An 18,041-nucleotide genomic window follows, 5' to 3' on the forward strand; every position below is an offset into this window, starting at 1 on the left:
AGATCTGGAAGCCCGGTAACGGGTGGAGGTGACTGGTACTAATAGGCCGAGGGCTTGTCCTCAGTTGCTCGCGTCCACTGTGTTGGTTCTGAAACCACGAACAACCCCGTTGTGCCACACAACGGTGCGGTTGACAGTTTCATAGTGTTTCGGTGGTCATAGCGTGAGGGAAACGCCCGGTTACATTCCGAACCCGGAAGCTAAGCCTCACAGCGCCGATGGTACTGCAGGGGGGACCCTGTGGGAGAGTAGGACGCCGCCGAACTAATTTTGATAAAGCCTCAGGCCCTGGACATTGTCCGGGGCCTGAGGCTTTTTTGCGTTCAGGGGATTTCTCGGGTGCTCAGGCCGGGGTCACCAGTTTCGTGTCGTACGCGAGAATCACCGCCTGCACTCTGTCCCGCGCGCCCGTTTTCGCGAGGATGCGGCCCACGTGGGTCTTCACCGTGGATTCCGCGAGGTGCAGGCGGGCCGCTATCTCCGTGTTCGTCCAGCCCTGGCCGATGACAGTGAGGATCTCGCGTTCCCGATCCGTGAGAGAGACCAGCCGCGGATGGGACGCGGGATCCGCCGGCCCGGAGCCGGCCGAGGGGAGATGCTCCGCGAAGGTGTCCAGGAGGCGACGGGTCAGGCTGGGGGCGACCACCGCGTCGCCCGAGGCGACCGCGCGGATTCCGGAGAGGAGTTCCTCGGGCAGCGCGTCCTTGATGAGGAACCCGGAGGCGCCCGCGCGCAGACCGTCGTACGCGTACTCGTCGAGGTCGAACGTGGTGAGGATCAGGACGCGGGTGCGGTCGCCGGACGCGACGATGCGGCGCGTCGCCTCGATGCCGTCGAGGCCCGGCATGCGGATGTCCATCAGGACCACGTCGGGGTGGAGTTCGGCGGTCCTGCGGACCGCCTCGCTGCCGTTGCCGGCCTCGCCCGCCACCGTCATGTCGTCCTGGCTCTCCAGGAGCATGCGGAAACCGAAGCGCTGCATGGGCTGGTCGTCCACGATGAGCACGGTCGTCACGGTGTGTCGCTGTCCTTCGGGAGATGGAGGTGGACCCGCCAGCCGCCCGGCGGGGAAGGGAGTGGACCTGCCTCAAGTGTGCCGTCGTACAACGCTGTTCGCTCCCGCATGCCGGTCAGGCCCCGGCCGCTGCCCGGGGACCGGGAAGGTGTGCCGCCCGTGCCGGTGTCCGTGACGGTCACCGTGACGGCGGTGTCGCTGTAGGAGACGTCGACGGTGGCGGTGGCGTCGGGGCCGGCGTGTTTCAGGGTGTTCGTGAGGGCTTCCTGCACCACGCGGTAGACGGTGAGCTGGCGGCCCGCGGTGACGGAGCCGGGGCGGCCGCGGACGGTGCTTCGTGTCGGCAGACCCGCGGCCCGTACGCCGTCGATCAGGCGGTCCAGGTCGGTGAGGGTGGGTTGCGGGGCGCGGTCGGCCGCGGCGGGGATGTCGTCGCGCAGGACGTCCAGGAGGCGTCGCAGCTCGGCGAGGGCCTGGCGGCTCGTCGTCCCGATGGCGTCGAGGGCCTGGGCGGCACGCTCGGGGGACTTGGCGGCCGCGTACGAACCGCCGTCCGCGAGGCCGGTGATGACGGAGAGATTGTGTCCGATGATGTCGTGCATCTCGCGGGCAATACGGGTGCGTTCGGCCGCGGCGGCGAGCCGGGCCTGCTGGTCGCGCTCCACTTCGAGCCGCCGGGCGCGGTCGACGAGGGCCCGGGTGTGGTCCTGGCGGGAGCGGACGGCGACGCCGGCCAGCGCGACGATGGCGAAGGACCAGACGTGCGGGACGACCAGCTCGTACCAGCCGTGGGACGGATAGGTGAGGACGCAGACGGCCATGGGAAGCGCGATCATGGCGGCCGCTCGCCCGAGGGTCTTCAGGGGGAGGCGCAGGGCGATGTTGAAGACCACGACGAATTGGATCAGGGCTGCCTGGAGCCAGGCGCCCGTCCAATTGCTGACCAGGGTCGCCGCTGTCATCACCGCGAGGGCGATCAGCGGACGGCGGCGGCGCCACAGCAGGGGTATGGAGAGGGCGAGGCTCATCAGGAGGACCTGGCCCTGCGGCACGTGCGGGTCGGCCGCGGTGGTGTGCCAGCCGCCCTGGCCGTCGGTGAGGGCGGCGATCACGAAGAACCCCGTCACCAGGAGGTCCCACACCAGCGGGCGGCGGCTGTCGAAGGCCCGCACCCGCTGGATGGAGCGCTGGACGAGCCGGGTGAGGGCATGCGGCTCGGTGGCGCTCTCCGGGTCGGTCATGCCCCCTGGCGCGGTCTCCGGGCCGGTCGCTGTCACCGGAGCGGTCGCGGGCACCGTCTCGGTCGCGCCCGCCGGTTCGGTCGCTGGCTCGGCTTCGGGCATGCGCTCATCCTCGGGCACCGGCCTCATCCTCGTACACGGGTTTCTCGTCGGCCGGGTGCCGTCACACGTCCCGCCGCTTGAGCAGCGCCGTCGCCGCCGCGAGGGCCACGACGGACCAGAGGGCGAGGGTGAGCAGGGCGGTGCCGGGGGCGATGGTGTGCTCCACCCGGGAGACCGAGCCGAGGGCGCTCGCCGCCTGGGCCGGGAAGTACCGGATGGCGCTCTGGACGGCGTCGAAGGGCAGCATCGACAGCACCTCCGGCAGGATCAGCACGGAGCCGACGAACGCGCCGATGGCGCCGGGCACCGAGCGCAGCAGGGCGCCGAGGCAGAGGGCGAAGAGGCCGAGCAGGGTGAGGGCGGCCGCGCTGGTGGTGAGGGACGTGGCGGCCGGGGGTAGTCCCGGGGTACGACGGCGACCCTGAGGCGTGCTTCCCGGGGGCGCCGGGCGGGGGTGTTCGTGCGGCGGTTGTGCGGGTCTGGCTGTCGTACGGGTCTGGTGGTCGTACGAGGTCTGGCTGTCGTACGGGGTCTGGGGAGCGGGGCCGTCAGAGCGGCAGGACGCTGTCCGGCCAGCGGGATCTGGCCTGCTCGCGGGAGCGGAGCAGGGTCAGGGTGGGCATGCCCAGGCCGGCGCCGGAGGCGAGCAGCTCCGGGAGCTGGGGCAGGGGGGCCACCGCGGCGGCGTCGTCCAGGACGAGCGTCATTGGTGGGTCGAGCCGACCGGAGGATGACCGTTCGGCCATGCGCCGGCCGTGCTCGACCACGCTGGAGGCGAGTGCCGTCAGCAGCGGCATGGCACCCGGGCCTTGGCGGGACTTGGGATCTTCGATCGCCTCACCCACCACAAAAAGCGTGCCCCCTTCACGGACAAAGGAATCCAGGGTGAGCGCATCAGTTCGGTTCGGTGTGCAGGATTCGCGGACGTGGACCGTGAAGAGGGCGGACAGGGCGCGGGCGGTCAACTCCTGTGCGACGTCCCGGCGTTCCGGGTACGCGGTGAGCGCCGCCTCCAGCTCCCCGGCGGCGCCGGGCGCGGCCTTGGGATGCGTACGGAGGATGCGGACCGCCTCTTGGACCTGCGTGCCCTGGGACCAGCGGTGGACGTTCCGCATCGGCTTGTCGCCCACGGCGGCGGCGTGCAGGAAGCTGCGCATCAGCAGTTCCGCCGTGTCGGCCACCGCCGCGTCCAGTCTGGCGGCCGGCCTTGTCGGGGCGAGGAGGGCGACGGCGCGGCGGGTGGCCGTCGCCTTGTCCTGGCAGCCGGAAGTGGGGGACCAGTGCATGCGGGCGGGGGTGTCGCAGAGGTGGGAGGGGTCGTAGAGGAGGACGGGGCCCAGCTTGGCGCGGGCGTCCTTCGTCTCCTCCCACAGGGTGGGGTCGGAGGTCAGGACCAGGGCGGCGGCCTCGGCGTCCTGGATGGCCTGGAGGGCGTGGGGTCTTCTTGTCTCGGGGGTGCCGAGGACGAGGGGCCCTGCGAGGGGCGTGGGCGGGGTCTTTGTGCGGGGCCCTGCGAAGGGCGTGGCCGGGGTGGGTGCGCTGGGTCTCGCGTCTTCGGCGCGGGGTTCTCGGCCAGTCGGCCTGGCCGGTTCGTGGGTTCCTGGTGCGCCTTCGGCGCTCGTTTCCCACCCACCCGCCCTTACAGGCCCGTTCGTCCCTGGTGCGCCTTCGGCGCCCGGCTGCCAGCCGCCCGTCCTCTCGGACGCGCTAGCCCCCAGTGCGTCTTCGGTGCTCGTTTCCCAGCCGCCCGTCCTCGCAGGCCCGTTCGTCCCTGGTGCGTTTTGGGCGCCCGGCTGCCGGCCGCCCGTCCTCTCGGACCCGCTCGCCCCCAGTGCCCCTCCGGCGCTCGTTTCCCAGCCGCCCGCCCCTGCAGGCCCGCTCGTCCCCGGTACGTCTTGGGCGCCCGGCTGCCAACCGCCCGCCCTTGCGGACCCGTTCGCCCCCGATGTGTCTTCGGTGACGCCCGTTTGCCGGCCGGGCGGGCTCTCGGACGCGTGCCGTGCTCGGGTCGCCCTCCGTACTGCCCGCCACCTCGTCACCGTGCCCAGCGTGAAGATCGTCAGGACGAGCAGGGCCAGGAGCTGGCCGATGAACAGGCCCCAGAACAGGCCGTAGCCCGAGAGCTGCGTCGGTGGGGTGTCGGGCCAGGCGCCCGGGAGGTCCTGGGGGTGGCCGATCAAGTGGCGTACCGCCAGCGGCGTACGGCCGAACGTCACGCCGTCCGGCAGGGCGCCCCGCGCGAACCATGCCGCGAGGCGCGTCGCCGACCACACCAGGACCGTGGAGACCAGCAGAAAGCCGAGGATCCCCAGCAGAAGTCCGTCCGGGACCCCTCGCTCGGCACCTGCGCCCCGGCGGCCCCGCTCCCAGTCATCCCGCATGCTGCTCCATGTACGCCGCCCGTTCCTCCGCCTCCAGCTCGGCCGCCCGCAGCGCGTCGTCGGCCGGCATGCCGGCGCTCGCCAGCTCGGCGGAGGACTCCGTCATGGCGCGGTCCGTGAAGACCAGGGGCCGTTCCGTCTCGGTGATGAGGTGCTTGACCACCTGGACGTTGCCGTTCACGTCCCACACCGCGATGCCCGGGGTGAGGGTGGGGATGATCTCCACGGCCCACCTGGGCAGGCCGAGGACCCGTCCCGTCGCCCTCGCCTCGTCGGCCTTCTGGGCGTAGATCGTGCGGGTGGAGGCCATCTTCAGGATCGCCGCCGCCTCCTTGGCCGCCGCGCCGTCGACCACGTCGCTCAGGTGGTGGACCACCGCCACGAACGACAGGCCGAGCCGCCGGCCGAACTTCAGCAGCCGCTGGAACAGTTGCGCCACGAAGGGGGAGTTGATGATGTGCCAGGCCTCTTCCACCAGGAAGATGCGCTTCTTGCGGTCGGGCCGGATCCAGGTGTGCTCCAGCCACACGCCGACGATCGCCATCAGGATCGGCATCGCGATGGAGTTCCGGTCGATGTGGGACAGGTCGAAGACGGTGAGGGGCGCGTCGAGGTCGACGCCGACCGTCGTGGGGCCGTCGAACATGCCCCGCAGGTCACCGTCGACCAGGCGGTCCAGGACCAGCGCCACGTCCAGGCCCCACGCGCGTACGTCGTCTATGGCCACGTTCATCGCCTCGGCCGACTCCGGCTCGGGGTGGCGCAGCTGTTCGACGATGTCGGTGAGGACCGGCTGGCGCTCCACGATCGTCTCGTTGACGTAGGCGTGCGCGACCTTCAGGGCGAAGCCCGAGCGCTCGTCCAGGCCGTGGCCCATGGCGACCTCGATGATCGTGCGGAGCAGCGCGAGCTGGCCCGTCGTCGTGATCGCCGGGTCGAGCGGGTTGAGCCGGATGCCCATGTCGAGAGCGGCCGTCGGGTCGAGCCGGATGGGCGTTATGCCCAGCTCCTGGGCGATGAGGTTCCATTCGCCCACCCCGTCCTCGCCCTGCGCGTCCAGGACGACGACCTGGCGGTCCTTGAACCGCAACTGCCGCAGGACGTACGTCTTCTCCAGCGCCGACTTGCCGTTGCCGGACTCGCCGAGCACCAGCCAGTGCGGTGCGGGCAGCTGCTGCCCGTACAGCTGGAAGGGGTCGTAGATGTACCCCTTGCCGGAGTACACCTCACGCCCGATGATCACGCCCGAGTCGCCGAGTCCCGGCGCGGCCGTCGGGAGGTAGACCGCCTGGGCCTGCCCCGTCGACGTACGCACCGGAAGCCTGGTCGTCTCGACCTTCCCGAAGAGGAAGGACGTGAAGGCGTCCGTGAGGACGGTCAGCGGATCCCGCATCGCAACAGCCTGCCTCTACGTCGATACCGTCTAGCGCTCACGCGCTCTAGCGTCGGATGCCGGTCGCGAACGGCAGCGTGTTGACGAAGGCCCTGTGGTGCTCGCGGTCGCACCACTCCAGCTTCAGATACGACTTGCCGGCGGAGGCGCGGATGGTGCGCTTGTCGCGCGCGAGCGCCTCCGGGGAACGGGACGACACCGTGATGTAGCCCACGAGGTTGACGCCCGCCGCGCCGCTCGCCAGGTCCTCGCCGCGCTGGTCCAGGCGGGAGTTCGAGGCGACGTCGCGGGGGTCGACCGTGCGGTTCATCTTCGCCTGACGGCTGGCCTCCGCCTCGTCGTTCGTCTTCTCGGTCAGCATCCGCTCGATGGCGACCTCGGTGGGTTCGAGGTCCATCGTCACGGCGACCGTGCGGATGACGTCCGGGGTGTGGACGAGCAGCGGGGCGAGGAAGTTGACGCCCACGGGTGTCATCGGCCACTCCTTCACCCAGGCCGTGGCGTGGCACCAGGGGGCGCGGGTGGAGGACTCGCGGGTCTTGGCCTGGAGGTAGGTGGGCTCCATGGCGTCCAGCTCGGCGGGCCAGGCGTTGCGCTTCGTCATCGCCTGGATGTGGTCGATGGGGTGGTCCGGGTCGTACATGGAGTGGACCAGGGAGGCGAGGCGGCCCTGGCCGAGCGGCTGCCGTACGCGGATGTCGGCTTCCTGGAGCCGCGAGCAGATGTCGGTCAGCTCGCGGGCCATGACGACGGCGAGACCGGCGTCCTTGTCGAGCTTGCGGCCGCCGTGCGGGCGCGCCGCGCGGGCCATCGCCTGCGCCTCGGCGGCCAGGTCGCGGGAGTAGTGCATGCAGGCGACGAGGTAGGCGCGGTGCTGCTCGCTGCTGGTCGACACCATCGACTGGAGCTGGTCGTAGGACTCCTGGAGCCACGGCAGCGCCCGGTGGTCGCCGCGCTGGGCGACGTCCTTGGCGTGGGCGTCGGGGTCGGCGGGCAGGGTGCGGGCGAGCATCTGGAGGCGGGTGACGAAGCCGTCGCCGTTCGCCACGTGCTTCAGGAGCGTGCCGAAGCGGTCGACGAGGGCCTCCTGGTCCTCGCTGTCGCGCAGGCCCACGCCCGGGCCCTCGATCTCGATGGCGGCGGTGACGGTGCGCCGGTCGGCGTGCAGCAGTACGGCGATCTCGTCGGGGCCGAAGGGCGCGGCGAGCCAGTTGATGCGGCCGATGCCGGGCGGCGGCCCGACCTCGATCTCACGGCCGTCCAGCCTGATCCCGGCCTCCGGGGCGGCGGACCGGTAGGCGGTGCCGCGCTTCAGGGAACGCTTGTAACTGCGGTTGATCTCGAACCACTTGTAGAACGTCCGGCCCTTGTACGGGACGTACACCGCGGCGACGGCGAGCATCGGCAGGCCGGAGAGCAGGACGATGCGCAGGGAGAGGACGGGGACGAGGAGCCCGCACATCATCCCGAGGAAGGCCCCCACGATGATCAGGGCGATCTCGCCGGTCTCGCGGTTCTTGCCGACGATCGCGTTCGGCCGGGCGCGGCCGATCAGATATGTGCGGCGGGGCGCGACCGGATGGGACACGTGGGACTGGGTCGTCAACGCCCTTCACCTCCCGTGCGGTTGGGACTGCTGCTGTTGCGGGCGCCGCCGCGGTTGCCCGCGTGCGGCGTGTTCGTCGCGCTGGAGCGCGGCGCGGGTGCGGCGGAGGGGACGGATCCGCCGCCGGTCGAGGAGCCGCCGGTCGTGGGGCCGCCGGCGGGCGTGCGGGCGCTGTGGGCGGCGACGCCGCCGCCGACGGGGTTGGCGGGCCGGGGCTGGCTGCTTCCGGCGCCGCCGCCGCCCGAGCCGTTGCCCCGGGCGCTGTGGGTCTTGATGCCCTGGGAGACGAGGGAGGCGGGGGAGCTGATCACGGCGGCGGCCTTGTTCTCGGCGCCGCGCATGATGCGGTTGTTGCGGGAGCCGGCGATCTCGTCGCCGAAGCCGGGGACGAAGCGGTAGATCATGGCGCTCGCGAAGATGGCGAGCAGGATGATCGACAGGCCGGAGACGACGGCGGAGAACGCGTCGGGGCCGTCGTCGGCGGAGAGCGCGCCGGCGAGGCCGAGCACGATCACGATGATCGGTTTGACGAGGATGACGGCGATCATGATGCCCGCCCAGCGGCGGACGTGCGACCACAGGTTCTTGTCGACGAGGCCGGCGTAGACGACGGTGCCGAGGAGCGCTCCTACGTACAGGAGTGCCGCCCTGATCACCAGCTCCAGCCAGAGGACGCCGGCGGCGAGGATCGACACCAGCGAGACGACGATCAGCATGATCGGGCCGCCGCCGATGTCCTCGCCCTTCTTCAGGGCGCCGGAGAACGTGCCGAAGAACTGGTCCGTCTGGCCGCCGGTCGCCTTCGCGATGACGTCGGAGACGCCGTCGGTCGCCGAGACGACGGTGTACAGGATCAGCGGGGTGAAGGCGGAGGCGAGCACGGTGAGCCACAGGAAACCGACGGCCTCGGAGATCGCGGTGGTCAACGGCACGCCGCGGACGGCTCGCTTCGCCACGGCGAGCAGCCACAGCAGGAGCGTCAGGATCGTGGACGCGGCGAAGACGACGGCGTACTGCTGGAGGAACTTGGGGTTCGTGAAGTCGACGTTCGCCGTCTCCTTGACGGCGTCCGACAGCTTGTCGACGGTCCAGGAGGCGGCTTCGGCGCAGCCTTTGGCCAGGGAGCTGAGGGGGTCGGCGGAACCGTCCAGGGGCTCTTGGGTGGGGTACTTGCCGTCAAGGCTACGGGGGCTGCCGCCGCCGGACTCGCCTTTCTCGCAGTATTTTTTGGCGGGGCCGCGAATGAGGTCACAGGCGTCGTCCGAGGGGCGTGGGTCCGGCGCTGCCACGGCGTGGGTGGCCAGCAGCACGGCAGCCGTCTGCACTGTGGTGAAAGCAGCGGCCAGAGTGAAGGTGCGATGACGGGTGCTACCGGGCATAGGTAAACCCTCCGAACTGCTCCACTGCCTTTGCCATGTCGTCGGCAGTGGAGGCCCTCTGGTCACGCCCGACCGGGACGGGGCCGTCCTTCTGCCGGAAGTCGGCGACCTTCCAGTCACCGTTGACCCACCGCAGTTCGTACGTGTTGGTGAACCAGCTCTCGGACACGGGGTTCTTGGCGCTCTCACCAGCCAGGCCGAAGAGCGAGGAGTACCAGATCTCGACGCTCGCGCTGTCGGTGTTGAACTTCTTGACCTGGGTGCCCACCGGAATGACGCGGGAGACGAACTTCGTGTCCTTCGGGGTTGAACCGTCCGGGTTCAGTCCGATGCCGGTCAGGAACTTCTCCCCCGAGTACACCTTGTCCAGGGTCGGCCGGCGCTTCGCCGCCTCGTCGGGGGTGTAGACGGTGTCCACGATGCCGTGACGTAGATCCTTGTTGAACATCTCGGCGGAGCCGAGCGCGACCGCGTAGTTCGCCGCCGCGCTCTGTGCCCCCTGTTCATCACGCGTGAACCCCGAAGGGATGCCCGCGGTTTTGCCGTCGACGGGCTTCTTCCCCGTGGGGGACGTCGATGTCGTGGTCGGCTTTTTGGGGTCGGCGGAGGCCGTGTCGTCCTCGCCGTCGCCGCGGTTGGCGAAGGCGATCGCCGCGATCAGGAGGACGACCACGCCGACCACCGTCACCAGGCTGCGCGGGGACGTCCGCCCGGACCGGGTGGATCTGCGCGGGCCGCCGTAGACGTCGTCGCCTCCGCCCTCCCCCTCGGGGAGCCGCGTCCTGGTCTCTCCCGAGCCGCCGAAGAGGCCGTCGTTCCGCTCGTCGCCGGGACTCATGCCGGGTTCGCCCCCTCAACCTCTCGCTGGACCGTCACGTGGGACACGTATGACGGTAGCCGTGCTGGTTCCCGCGCGGACGCGGTGTGGTGACTCGACATCAGGGAGTTGCAACCTCAGCCGGTGGGCACGACGGACGGGTGGGGGAGGGGGGACAGGGGGCATGGGGACAGGGTGGGGACGTGGGGCCTGGTGGCGGAGGCGTGGGGCGAGGGCGGGCGCTAGACCGCCATGCCGTACACGATGGTGAACAGCGTGCCGAGCGAACCGATGATGAAGACGCCGGTCAGCCCCGCGATGATCAGGCCCTTGCCCTGTTCCGCGCTGAAGGTGTCGCGCAGCGCCGTCGCGCCGATGCGTTGCTTCGCCGCGCCCCAGATGGCAATGCCGAGACAGAGGAGGATGGCGATCGCCATCACGACCTCGATCATCACGCGTGCCTCGTTGCCCAGGCTCCCGAAGGGACCCCAGTCGGGGGCGATCCCGCCGATGATGGTGGTGATGTCGCCCTTTTCGGCTGCCATAAGCATGTGTAACTCACCGCCCCTAGTGGGTTGTTCTGCCACCTCTGCCCACCTGGGTGCAGAGGTCAGCTCATTCTCGCCGACAATCGGGCCCGCGAGTGTCGCCTTGGCGCCATTCGTTGGCCGACTTCGTACGTTTCCTCGTGGGTGAGGTCTGGTGACTCTGTGTATCACGCGGTAGGACGCCGGGCAATGAGGGACCGGCGTGCCTCTGACCTGGACTTCTGACCTGGAGCCCGGGGGATGGCTGATGAGCGGTGTTCTGAGTGGGGGTCAGGTGAGCGGGACTCAAGTGGCCGGGATTCAGGAGAGTCCGAGGCCGGCGGTCGCGCGGGTGACGAAGGAGCAGTCGGTGTAACGGTACGACGGGCTGAGCCTCGCGCCGTCGGCCCGGTCGTTGACGGTGGCCCGTTTGTAGAGGAAGTGGTACTCGCCGGCGGGCAGTCTCAGGGTGGTCCTGGGGTACTTCGTGACGCCGGCCCGGCAGGCCTTGTCGCCCTGGGACTTGGTGGCGAAGATGCGGCAGGACGCGCAGGGCTCGAGTGTGACGCTGCCGGTGGTGGGGCCGGTGTAGAGGACCTCCAGCTCGCCGGAGCCGAGGTTGGCGACGACGAACTCGACGCTCGCGCCGCCCGCGGAGCCGGACGGGGGCAGGCGGCGGCCCGCGCTCGGGCGTTCCTCGGCGATCTCGGCGGCGATGGCGACGTCCTTGGCGCGGTCGCGTTTCTCGCTGGCCGGGTAGGACTTGGCGAAGCCGTTCAGGGTGGCGGCGGCCTTCGCGAACTGGGCGTCCTCGAACTCGTCCAGGCCGCAGGCGTAGACGCCGCTCTCCAGGGCGCGGTCGGTGTCGCCGCGCAGGGCGCCGGCGTCGACCACGTCGCCGGGCAGGGCGGCGGTGGTGGTGGCGAGGGCGCGCAGCTCGTCGACGGCGGTGCAGGGGGCGGGGCCCTTGAGGGCGGCCGTGCGGGCGGTGATGGCGTCCCGCAGCGCGGGTTCGACCCTGCCGGCCTGGTCGGAGGCGGGGAAGGTGCGCAGCAGTTCCGTGAGGGGGCCGTCGGCGGAGGAGCGGCCGAGGTCTGCCGTACCGCATTCGTAGAGGGAGGTGGCGAGGCGGTCGTCGGGCCGGCCGGCGAGGGTGCCCAGATGGTCCTTGCCGGGGGTGCCGAGGGTGTCGGGCACGGTGCGCAGGTGTTTGAGCGGGGTGATGGCCTCGCAGTACCGCTTCGCGGTGTAGGGGGCGGCGACGGAGTCGTAGTAGGCGGTGAGGCTGGCGGGCAGCCGGTCGGCGGCCTTCGATCCGGGGTGGTCTGCGGCGAGGTCGCGGTAGATGTGGAGGGCCTTCTTGTACCGGGTCTCGGTGGCGCCCTCGAAGGGGCGGCCGTCGAGGCCCGCGACGATGCGGTCGGCCTTGTGGAGGCGGTCGAGGAGCATCTGTTCGACGGCTTCGTCGCGTGCGCTCTCGTACGCGAAGGCGCCGGCGGAGGGTACGGCGAGCAGGATGACGCCGAGGGCGGCGGCGAGCGGCGCGCGTACCGGCCAGTGCCCGTGGTCGCGGGTGGCCCGCAGGGCGCCGTGGGCGGCGGCCAGGAGCAGGAGGGCGAGGTAACCGAGGAGTACGCCGCCGGGCACGCCGTCGACGTCGGCGGGCAGCGCGAGGACGAGCAGCGCGGCGCTCACGCCACAGCACAGGGTGGCGAGGAGCCACCGGCGGAGCAGCGCGTAACCGAGCCCGAGCCCACTGAGATTGAGCAGCGCGACGGCCACCGCGCGTACGGGCCCGCCCCGGTGACCGGCGTCGCGGTCCGGGGGCCGGGCGGGGAGGGGCGGCGGGGACGGGAAGGAGGCCGGGGGGTGGGAGGGGGGCGGGGGTGGTGCATTCGGGGGTGCGTACTGGGGGCCGGGGGGCGGTGCTCCGAAGTGGGCGGCTGGGCGGACGTTTCCCGGGGTGGGGTCGGGGGCCCGTTCGGGGTCGGGGACAGGGGCGTGGTGGTCCCCTGTGTCGCCGGGTGGGGAGGCGTGCGGGGCCGCCGTACCGTCGGAGCGGGTGGCCGGGGGGTTGCTGGCCGCCTCGGATGCCTCGGATGGGAGGGGGTGCCGGCTGCCTTCGGTGCCGGGGGTGTGGGCCGGGTCGGGGGCGTGGCCCACGTCGGGGGGCCGGACTCTCGTGGTGTCGGGCTCGGCCCGGTTCTGGGCGGTCTGGTCCTGGCCGGTCCGGTCCTGGCCGGTCTGGCCTTGCGCTGCCTCGTCCTGGGCGGCTTGGCGCTGGGCGGCCTGGTCTTGGACGGTCTGGCCTTGCGCTGCCTCGTTCTGGGCGGCTTGGCGCTGGGCGGTCTGATCCTGGCCGGTCTGGCCTTGCGCTGCCTCGTCCTGGGCGGCCTGGTCCTGGGCTCCCCTGTCCCGGGCCGGCCGGTCCTGCGGCTCGGCGGCGTGCGGGACGCCCTTGTCCCCGGCCCCACCGGGAGGCCGATCATCGTCGGGTGGGATGGCGCGTCGGTCTCTCGGGTCCATGGTCGGCTCCCCCCCCCCGCCGTGGCACCGCGTCATGCCGTACCCGGCGGTCGCGTGTCGCACAACGCTCAATCCAGCAACCATCGGGGATGGCCGTGGGCGCGTCAATCGGGCGTGGGGGCGGGGATGAACCGTTGTGACCAGCGGTTTCCCTGAGCACAGGGGGGCTCATGTGACTCAACCCGCAGGGGAGTCGCTGACCTTCCCGACGGGGCCGATGGCCGGCTTCGGGCCGTTCGAGGAGCCTTCGCCGGCCACGGGCAGGGACCCGGCGGGCCAGTCGACGGTGACGGTCTTCGTCTCGTTCGGCGGGGTCACCAGGATCTTGGTGATGCGGACACCGGTGCCGCCGGAGGTGTTGGCCGGGAAGGTGATGTTGAACGCGGCGGTCTCGCCGTCCCTGAGGATCTCGGCGTGGGTCTGCTCGCCGTCGCGGTCGACGGACAGCGTGTCGCCGGCGGCCGTCTGCAGGTCGACTCCCGCGTAACCGTTGATGGAGCAGTCACGGTCACCGCCGTTCTTGAAGGTGACCGTGACGATGCCTTCCGTCTTGGCGGTGCTGTTGTCGGCGGCGGTCACCTCCAGCTCGTCGCTGCGGCAGATGCCGGTCTGCTTGTTCTCGGTGGAGCCAGAGCCGGAGCCGGAGTCGGTGCCGGTGCCGGTGCCGGTGCCGTTGTCGGCGTCCTCACCGCTGTCGCTGTCGCTGCCGCCACTGCCGTCCTTCCCGGGCTCGACGGACGCGGTCGGCTTTGACCCGCTCGGCGCGCCGACCGCGTCCGCGGTGTCGTCGTTGTCGCAGGCGGTGAGGGCGAGCGCGCCGGCCAGCGTGAGACAGGCGAGCAGGGACTTCGAGAGGTGCGTGAGCTTCATGGGGTCCCCCGTGAGGTACGTGACTGGTGTCGGTACGGGCCGTGCTGCCCGGCCTGACCACCAGCGAAGCCGTCCCCGGCGGGCGGGAGCAAGGAACGCCGGTGGATCAGGGACGCTGGAACGCCTACGAGGGGCCTGAGCTGCGGAAACGAGGCCCGTGTGGAACACGGTCCTGGGACGGCTCCGCCGGGCCCGTCAGACCCTGGGCGCCGCGTACCACCGCCACTGGGTCAGCCGGGCGCGGCCCGGGAGTTCGCCGCGGCCCGTGGCCCACAGGAGGGTGGCCCAAGGGTCCGTGTCCGTCGAGGCGTCGGGGAAGAGGCGGTGCAGGACGCGGGCGCAGAGTTCACCGGGCGGCGACCACGTGTGGCCGATGCCGAGCCCGTGCGCGATGTCGTACGTGTGGACGAGGGTCTCCACGACCCCCATCGCGGCGAAGCCCTCGGGGTCCGAGGTGCCGAAGACGTGGTGGGCCCGGACGGCCGGCGGCGTCGTGGCGACCATGGCGGTCAGCAGGGCGCCGCACGCCTCCACGACCATGAGCAGTCCCGCAGGACCGGCCGCGGGGTCGGCGAGGGTGACGTTGGCGGGGCCGCCGGGCGTCCGGCTGACCCAGTGGAAGGGGACGGCCCCGTCCTGCGGCGGGTGCTCCGGGCCGAGTTGGGCGGCGTACGCGAACAGGTCGTCCGCGAGGTGCTCGCCGGTCTCCCAGCAGTCCCAGTCCAGGCCGCCCGCCTTGGCGCCCCAGTCGGCGTCGGACGGCGCCCGGCGCAGAACGGCGACGGCGAGCCGTACGGCGCGGGTGACGTCATCGGCGGTCACGGGGGCGGGGTCGGCGGGGGCCGTGGTTTCTCCGGTGTCAGACATGGGCGGACCGTAGCAACTGCCCTGCGGCGGCGACGGCGTCCCTGTCCCGGACGCAGACTCTGATGACCCGGACGACGAACGGCGATCAGCGGTTGACGGACTGGATCTCGCGTACGACGACGTCCTGGTCCGCGCCGAACTCACCGGCGGGCAGCTTGCCGCCCTCCCCGTTGGTGCTCGTCCAGCTGACCTGCCACGTGAGGGTGGCCCGGAGCTGGTACGGAGCGTGGGCGGAGGACCGCAGATACCGCACGCCGCACGGCGGATCCGTGTCCGCGGGCGTGCCCTTCGCGCGGGGCCTGCCGATCCGGCCCTCCTCGAACAGGCACTCCCCGGAGGCCGGGTACGTCTCCGCGTCCGCCGTTCCCGGCTCGATCTTCAGGGAGACCGGCTTGGCGGTCGTCGTCGCGGACAGACCCGTGCCCGGCAGGCTCGCCGTCACCGAGACCGACTTGAACCTGGCCCTGTCCAGCCATACCCAGGTCGGCAGATTCACCTTCGTCTCGCCCTGCGGTGCCCTCTCGACCTCGGTGTCGGGCACCGGGAGCTGGCCGTAGGCGTACTCGGCGAGGATGTGGGGCGACACCGCGAGCGGCTCCCGCGGGGTCTGTCCGTCCGCGACCCAGAACGGCAACTTGTCGCAGGCCTTCGCCTCGGGCTCGTCCTTGCGCTTCTCGTCGACGGCAGCCGCCCAGAACTTTCCCTCGCCCTGCTTGTCGAGGTTGTAGTTCTTGTACGGCTTGCCTTCCTTGAAGTACGAGTCGAATACCCCGCCGACGACTTCACCGATACCGAGGAAACCGATTTTCCGGATCGCCTTGACCGTGGCTTCGATTTCCTTCGGGGAGTATGCCGGTTCGTACCAGCAAGCCGGTGGGTCCCAATTGCTGTCGGCAGGAGTGAGCGTGCCGATCTTCGTGGATCGGGGACTGCCTTTGACGGTCGTCTGGATTCTCGTCTCGACGCCAAGGTTCCTGCCTTGGCGCGTGCCTTGCGCGTACTGCCCGTCGCCCACGTTGTTCCCGCCCCCTGTGACGCCACCGCCCGCGTGGGCGGCAGAGGGAATCAGCGCCACAGCTGCGCCGAGGGCGACAGCGAACCAAAGGGCCGACGGCTTCCCCTGGCTCACATGCACTTCTTGGCTCCCGCCGTGGACGTGACGGAATCCGTCTGCCAGACGCCTTTGTCGTTCTTCTTGACGCGGGTGTTGAAGAAGGAGTAATCACTTGCGGAGCCCTCGATCGACCGGTCGACCTTTCCGGTTTTGAGGTCCTTGGGGTACGTCTTGGTGCCGTCTTGGCAGTACGTCACCGCTGCGACCCCTTCCTTGAGGAAGGTGACCCGCCGGTCGTAGTACCGCGTGGTCCCGACGAAGCTCTTCTTCTTCTCCCGGAACCCCTGGATGTACTCCGCCGACGACACCAGCGCCTCGCCCCTCGCGTAGAACTTGAGCGCCGGATGGTCCTCGGCGTCGACGGTCACCGCCTCGATCAGGGAGTTGACCCACCGCTCGTTGTCCGCGAGGACGGCGTCCTTCTTCGGGTCGCCGGTCGCGCCGCCCTCGAAGACGTTCTTCACGTCCTTCGGGAGCCTGATCTCCGGGCGGGTGATCCCGTCGTCCGCCGACGCCTTGGGGGACGGGGTCTTTCTCTGGTCGCCGACATCCGCGCCCGCGACCTTGTCGTTGTCCTTGGCCGCCCCGTCGCCTCCTCCGCAGGCGGAGAGCGAGAGGACGGCGGCCGTGGTGAACGCGGTCGCGGCGAGCAGGGCGGGGCGGCGGGTCACGGACAACTCCCGGAGGGTGAGGGTTCACTGGAGTGAACCAAGCTATCGATGAGGGAGGGGTGGGACCAGCGATGGGTGGGGCGAGCGGGGCCCCATATCCGCTCAAACGCATCGCTTCCGGCCCGTGACCGAGCGCGGTTGGCTCGTAATGATCGAGCAAAGTTGTGAGCGGTGGGGGGGCGGTGAGCGGAAGGGGGGAGGGCACCCGGTCCGGCGGCTGGGCCCGATGCGCGCATGCTTCCTGTCACGGTCGTACGCGGCCTCTACACTGAGCGGCGGCGGACTCCCGGCGGGTGAGGGGTGGTTGACGGTGCGTAAGGCGTGGCTGGTCGCGGCCGTCGGGCTCGGGGGTGCCCTCAGCTTCATCGCGCTCCTCGTCGTCGGGACGTACATGGCGGCGGGAAGCCTCGCCGGCGGCGCGAGCGGCGGGTCCGTCGGGCTCGCCAAGGGCGCCGTTCCCGCGACGTATCAGCCCCTCGTCCAGAAGTGGGGCAATCTCTGCAAGGCCATCAACCCCGCGCTGCTCGCCGCCCAGCTCTATCAGGAGAGCGGGTGGAACCCGCGCGCGAGGAGCCCGGCCAAGGCGATGGGGATAGCGCAGTTCATCCCGGGGACCTGGGCCACGCACGGCGTCGACGGCGACGGTGACGGCGACCGCGACATCTGGGACCCGCAGGACGCCATCCCGTCCGCGGCCTCGTACGACTGCAAGCTCGCCGGCTACGTGAAGGACGCCCCCGGGGACCCCACGAAGAACATGCTCGCGGCGTACAACGCGGGCGCGTACGCCGTGCTCAAGTACGGCGGCGTGCCGCCCTACCGCGAGACGCAGAACTACGTGAAGACGATCACCACGCTCTCCAAGAGCTTCGCCCGGCCCGTGGGACGCGTGCAGCCCTCGCAGCAGGCGGCGGGGGCGATCTACTTCGCGCAGAAGAAGCTCGGCACCCCCTACCTGTGGGGCGGCAACGGCACGCCCGAGCAGAACGGCCGCTTCGACTGCTCCGGTCTCACCCTGGCCGCCTACCGCTCCGTCGGCGTGACGCTGCCGCGCGTGGCCAACGACCAGTACAACGCGGGGCCGCACCCCAAGCGGGACGAGCTGCTCCCCGGCGACCTGGTCTTCTTCTCGGACGACCTCACCAATTCGCGCGCCATCCGGCACGTCGGGATCTACGTCGGCGGGGGCTACATGATCAACGCCCCGCGCGCCGGTGCCGTCATCCGCTTCGACCCGATCGACACACCGGATTATTTTGGCGCGACTCGTGTGACGGACGAAGGGGCGAAGGCGCTCTGAACCGGCCGCCCGAGGCCTCGGCAGGCAGGCGTACGGAGGCGAACAGGGGGCGTGCGGAGGCGCGCGCGAGGTGTGACGTGGCTTGAACTCTCCGTTAAAACACTCCCCTGAGCTGCGGTGATGTGTCTCTCTTCGGTAACGTCTGAGTGATCTTTCGGTGGAGAGTGGAACGTAGGGGTGGGGACCGAGCGTTCCCTTGACTGGACCGACCGCGGGGGTTGATGGAAAGGGC

15 protein-coding genes and 1 rRNA gene are annotated in these 18,041 nt (G+C 70.8%); 2 read left to right on the top strand and 14 right to left on the bottom strand.

Going from position 1 to position 18,041, the window contains the following annotated elements:
• Positions 1–148: 148 nt before the first annotated feature.
• Positions 149–265: ribosomal RNA gene (gene rrf, locus ACZ5GP_RS15205) — 5S ribosomal RNA — on the top strand.
• A 78-nt stretch (positions 266–343) separates the two neighbouring features.
• Here the strand turns inward: rrf and ACZ5GP_RS15210 are convergent.
• The 14 genes from ACZ5GP_RS15210 to ACZ5GP_RS15275 all read right to left on the bottom strand — a co-directional run bounded on the left by ACZ5GP_RS15210 (position 344) and on the right by ACZ5GP_RS15275 (position 16,509).
• Positions 344–1,015, bottom strand: a complete 672-nt coding sequence (locus ACZ5GP_RS15210; RefSeq protein WP_468751289.1) for a response regulator — start codon at positions 1,013–1,015, stop codon at positions 344–346.
• Positions 1,012–2,358 carry a sensor histidine kinase gene (locus ACZ5GP_RS15215; RefSeq protein WP_468751290.1) on the bottom strand — a complete coding sequence of 449 codons (1,347 nt, stop codon included), beginning with the start codon at positions 2,356–2,358 and terminating at the stop codon, positions 1,012–1,014. Before ACZ5GP_RS15215 ends, ACZ5GP_RS15210 begins: the two co-directional genes overlap by 4 nt.
• Positions 2,359–2,419: 61 nt before the next feature.
• Positions 2,420–2,665 carry a hypothetical protein gene (locus ACZ5GP_RS15220; RefSeq protein WP_468751291.1) on the bottom strand — a complete coding sequence of 82 codons (246 nt, stop codon included), beginning with the start codon at positions 2,663–2,665 and terminating at the stop codon, positions 2,420–2,422.
• Between the two features lie 241 nt (positions 2,666–2,906).
• A complete protein-coding gene (locus ACZ5GP_RS15225) occupies positions 2,907–4,739 on the bottom strand; it encodes a type VI secretion protein (RefSeq protein ID WP_468751292.1) in 1,833 nt (610 codons plus the stop codon).
• Positions 4,729–6,132, bottom strand: a complete 1,404-nt coding sequence (locus ACZ5GP_RS15230) for an ATP-binding protein (protein WP_358913112.1) — start codon at positions 6,130–6,132, stop codon at positions 4,729–4,731. Before ACZ5GP_RS15230 ends, ACZ5GP_RS15225 begins: the two co-directional genes overlap by 11 nt.
• A 46-nt stretch (positions 6,133–6,178) precedes the next feature.
• A complete protein-coding gene (locus tag ACZ5GP_RS15235; protein ID WP_358913113.1) occupies positions 6,179–7,738 on the bottom strand; it encodes an SCO6880 family protein in 1,560 nt (519 codons plus the stop codon).
• The gene (locus tag ACZ5GP_RS15240) at positions 7,735–9,117 is read right to left on the bottom strand and encodes a hypothetical protein (RefSeq protein ID WP_468751293.1); all 1,383 of its coding nucleotides are present in this window, start codon (positions 9,115–9,117) and stop codon (positions 7,735–7,737) included. Before ACZ5GP_RS15240 ends, ACZ5GP_RS15235 begins: the two co-directional genes overlap by 4 nt.
• Positions 9,107–9,955, bottom strand: a complete 849-nt coding sequence (locus ACZ5GP_RS15245) for a hypothetical protein (protein ID WP_468751294.1) — start codon at positions 9,953–9,955, stop codon at positions 9,107–9,109. The genes ACZ5GP_RS15240 and ACZ5GP_RS15245 overlap by 11 nt, the downstream gene beginning before the upstream one ends.
• 221 nt (positions 9,956–10,176) lie before the next feature.
• Positions 10,177–10,485 (bottom strand): hypothetical protein, encoded by a 309-nt coding sequence (locus ACZ5GP_RS15250; protein WP_055570172.1) that lies wholly within the window; start codon positions 10,483–10,485, stop codon positions 10,177–10,179.
• A gap of 297 nt (positions 10,486–10,782) precedes the next feature.
• Positions 10,783–12,987: a hypothetical protein gene (locus ACZ5GP_RS15255; protein WP_468751295.1), complete on the bottom strand. Its 2,205-nt coding sequence runs from the start codon at positions 12,985–12,987 to the stop codon at positions 10,783–10,785.
• Positions 12,988–13,164: 177 nt separating this feature from the next.
• Entirely contained in the window at positions 13,165–13,857 is a 693-nt protein-coding gene (locus tag ACZ5GP_RS15260) for a DUF4232 domain-containing protein (RefSeq protein ID WP_468751296.1), read from the bottom strand.
• A 195-nt stretch (positions 13,858–14,052) separates the two neighbouring features.
• A complete protein-coding gene (locus ACZ5GP_RS15265; RefSeq protein WP_468751297.1) occupies positions 14,053–14,724 on the bottom strand; it encodes a hypothetical protein in 672 nt (223 codons plus the stop codon).
• A gap of 85 nt (positions 14,725–14,809) precedes the next feature.
• Positions 14,810–15,739, bottom strand: coding sequence for a hypothetical protein (locus tag ACZ5GP_RS15270; RefSeq protein ID WP_468751298.1), 930 nt, complete (start codon positions 15,737–15,739; stop codon positions 14,810–14,812).
• A 110-nt stretch (positions 15,740–15,849) separates the two neighbouring features.
• Complete coding sequence (locus ACZ5GP_RS15275) at positions 15,850–16,509, bottom strand: hypothetical protein (protein WP_468751299.1); 660 nt, start codon at positions 16,507–16,509, stop codon at positions 15,850–15,852.
• Positions 16,510–16,819: 310 nt separating this feature from the next.
• On the opposite strand from ACZ5GP_RS15275, the gene ACZ5GP_RS15280 reads away from it, so the two are divergent.
• Entirely contained in the window at positions 16,820–17,809 is a 990-nt protein-coding gene (locus ACZ5GP_RS15280; protein WP_468751300.1) for a C40 family peptidase, read from the top strand.
• The last annotated feature ends 232 nt before the right edge of the window (positions 17,810–18,041 follow it).

Source organism: Streptomyces sp. NPDC031466 (assembly GCF_055581265.1).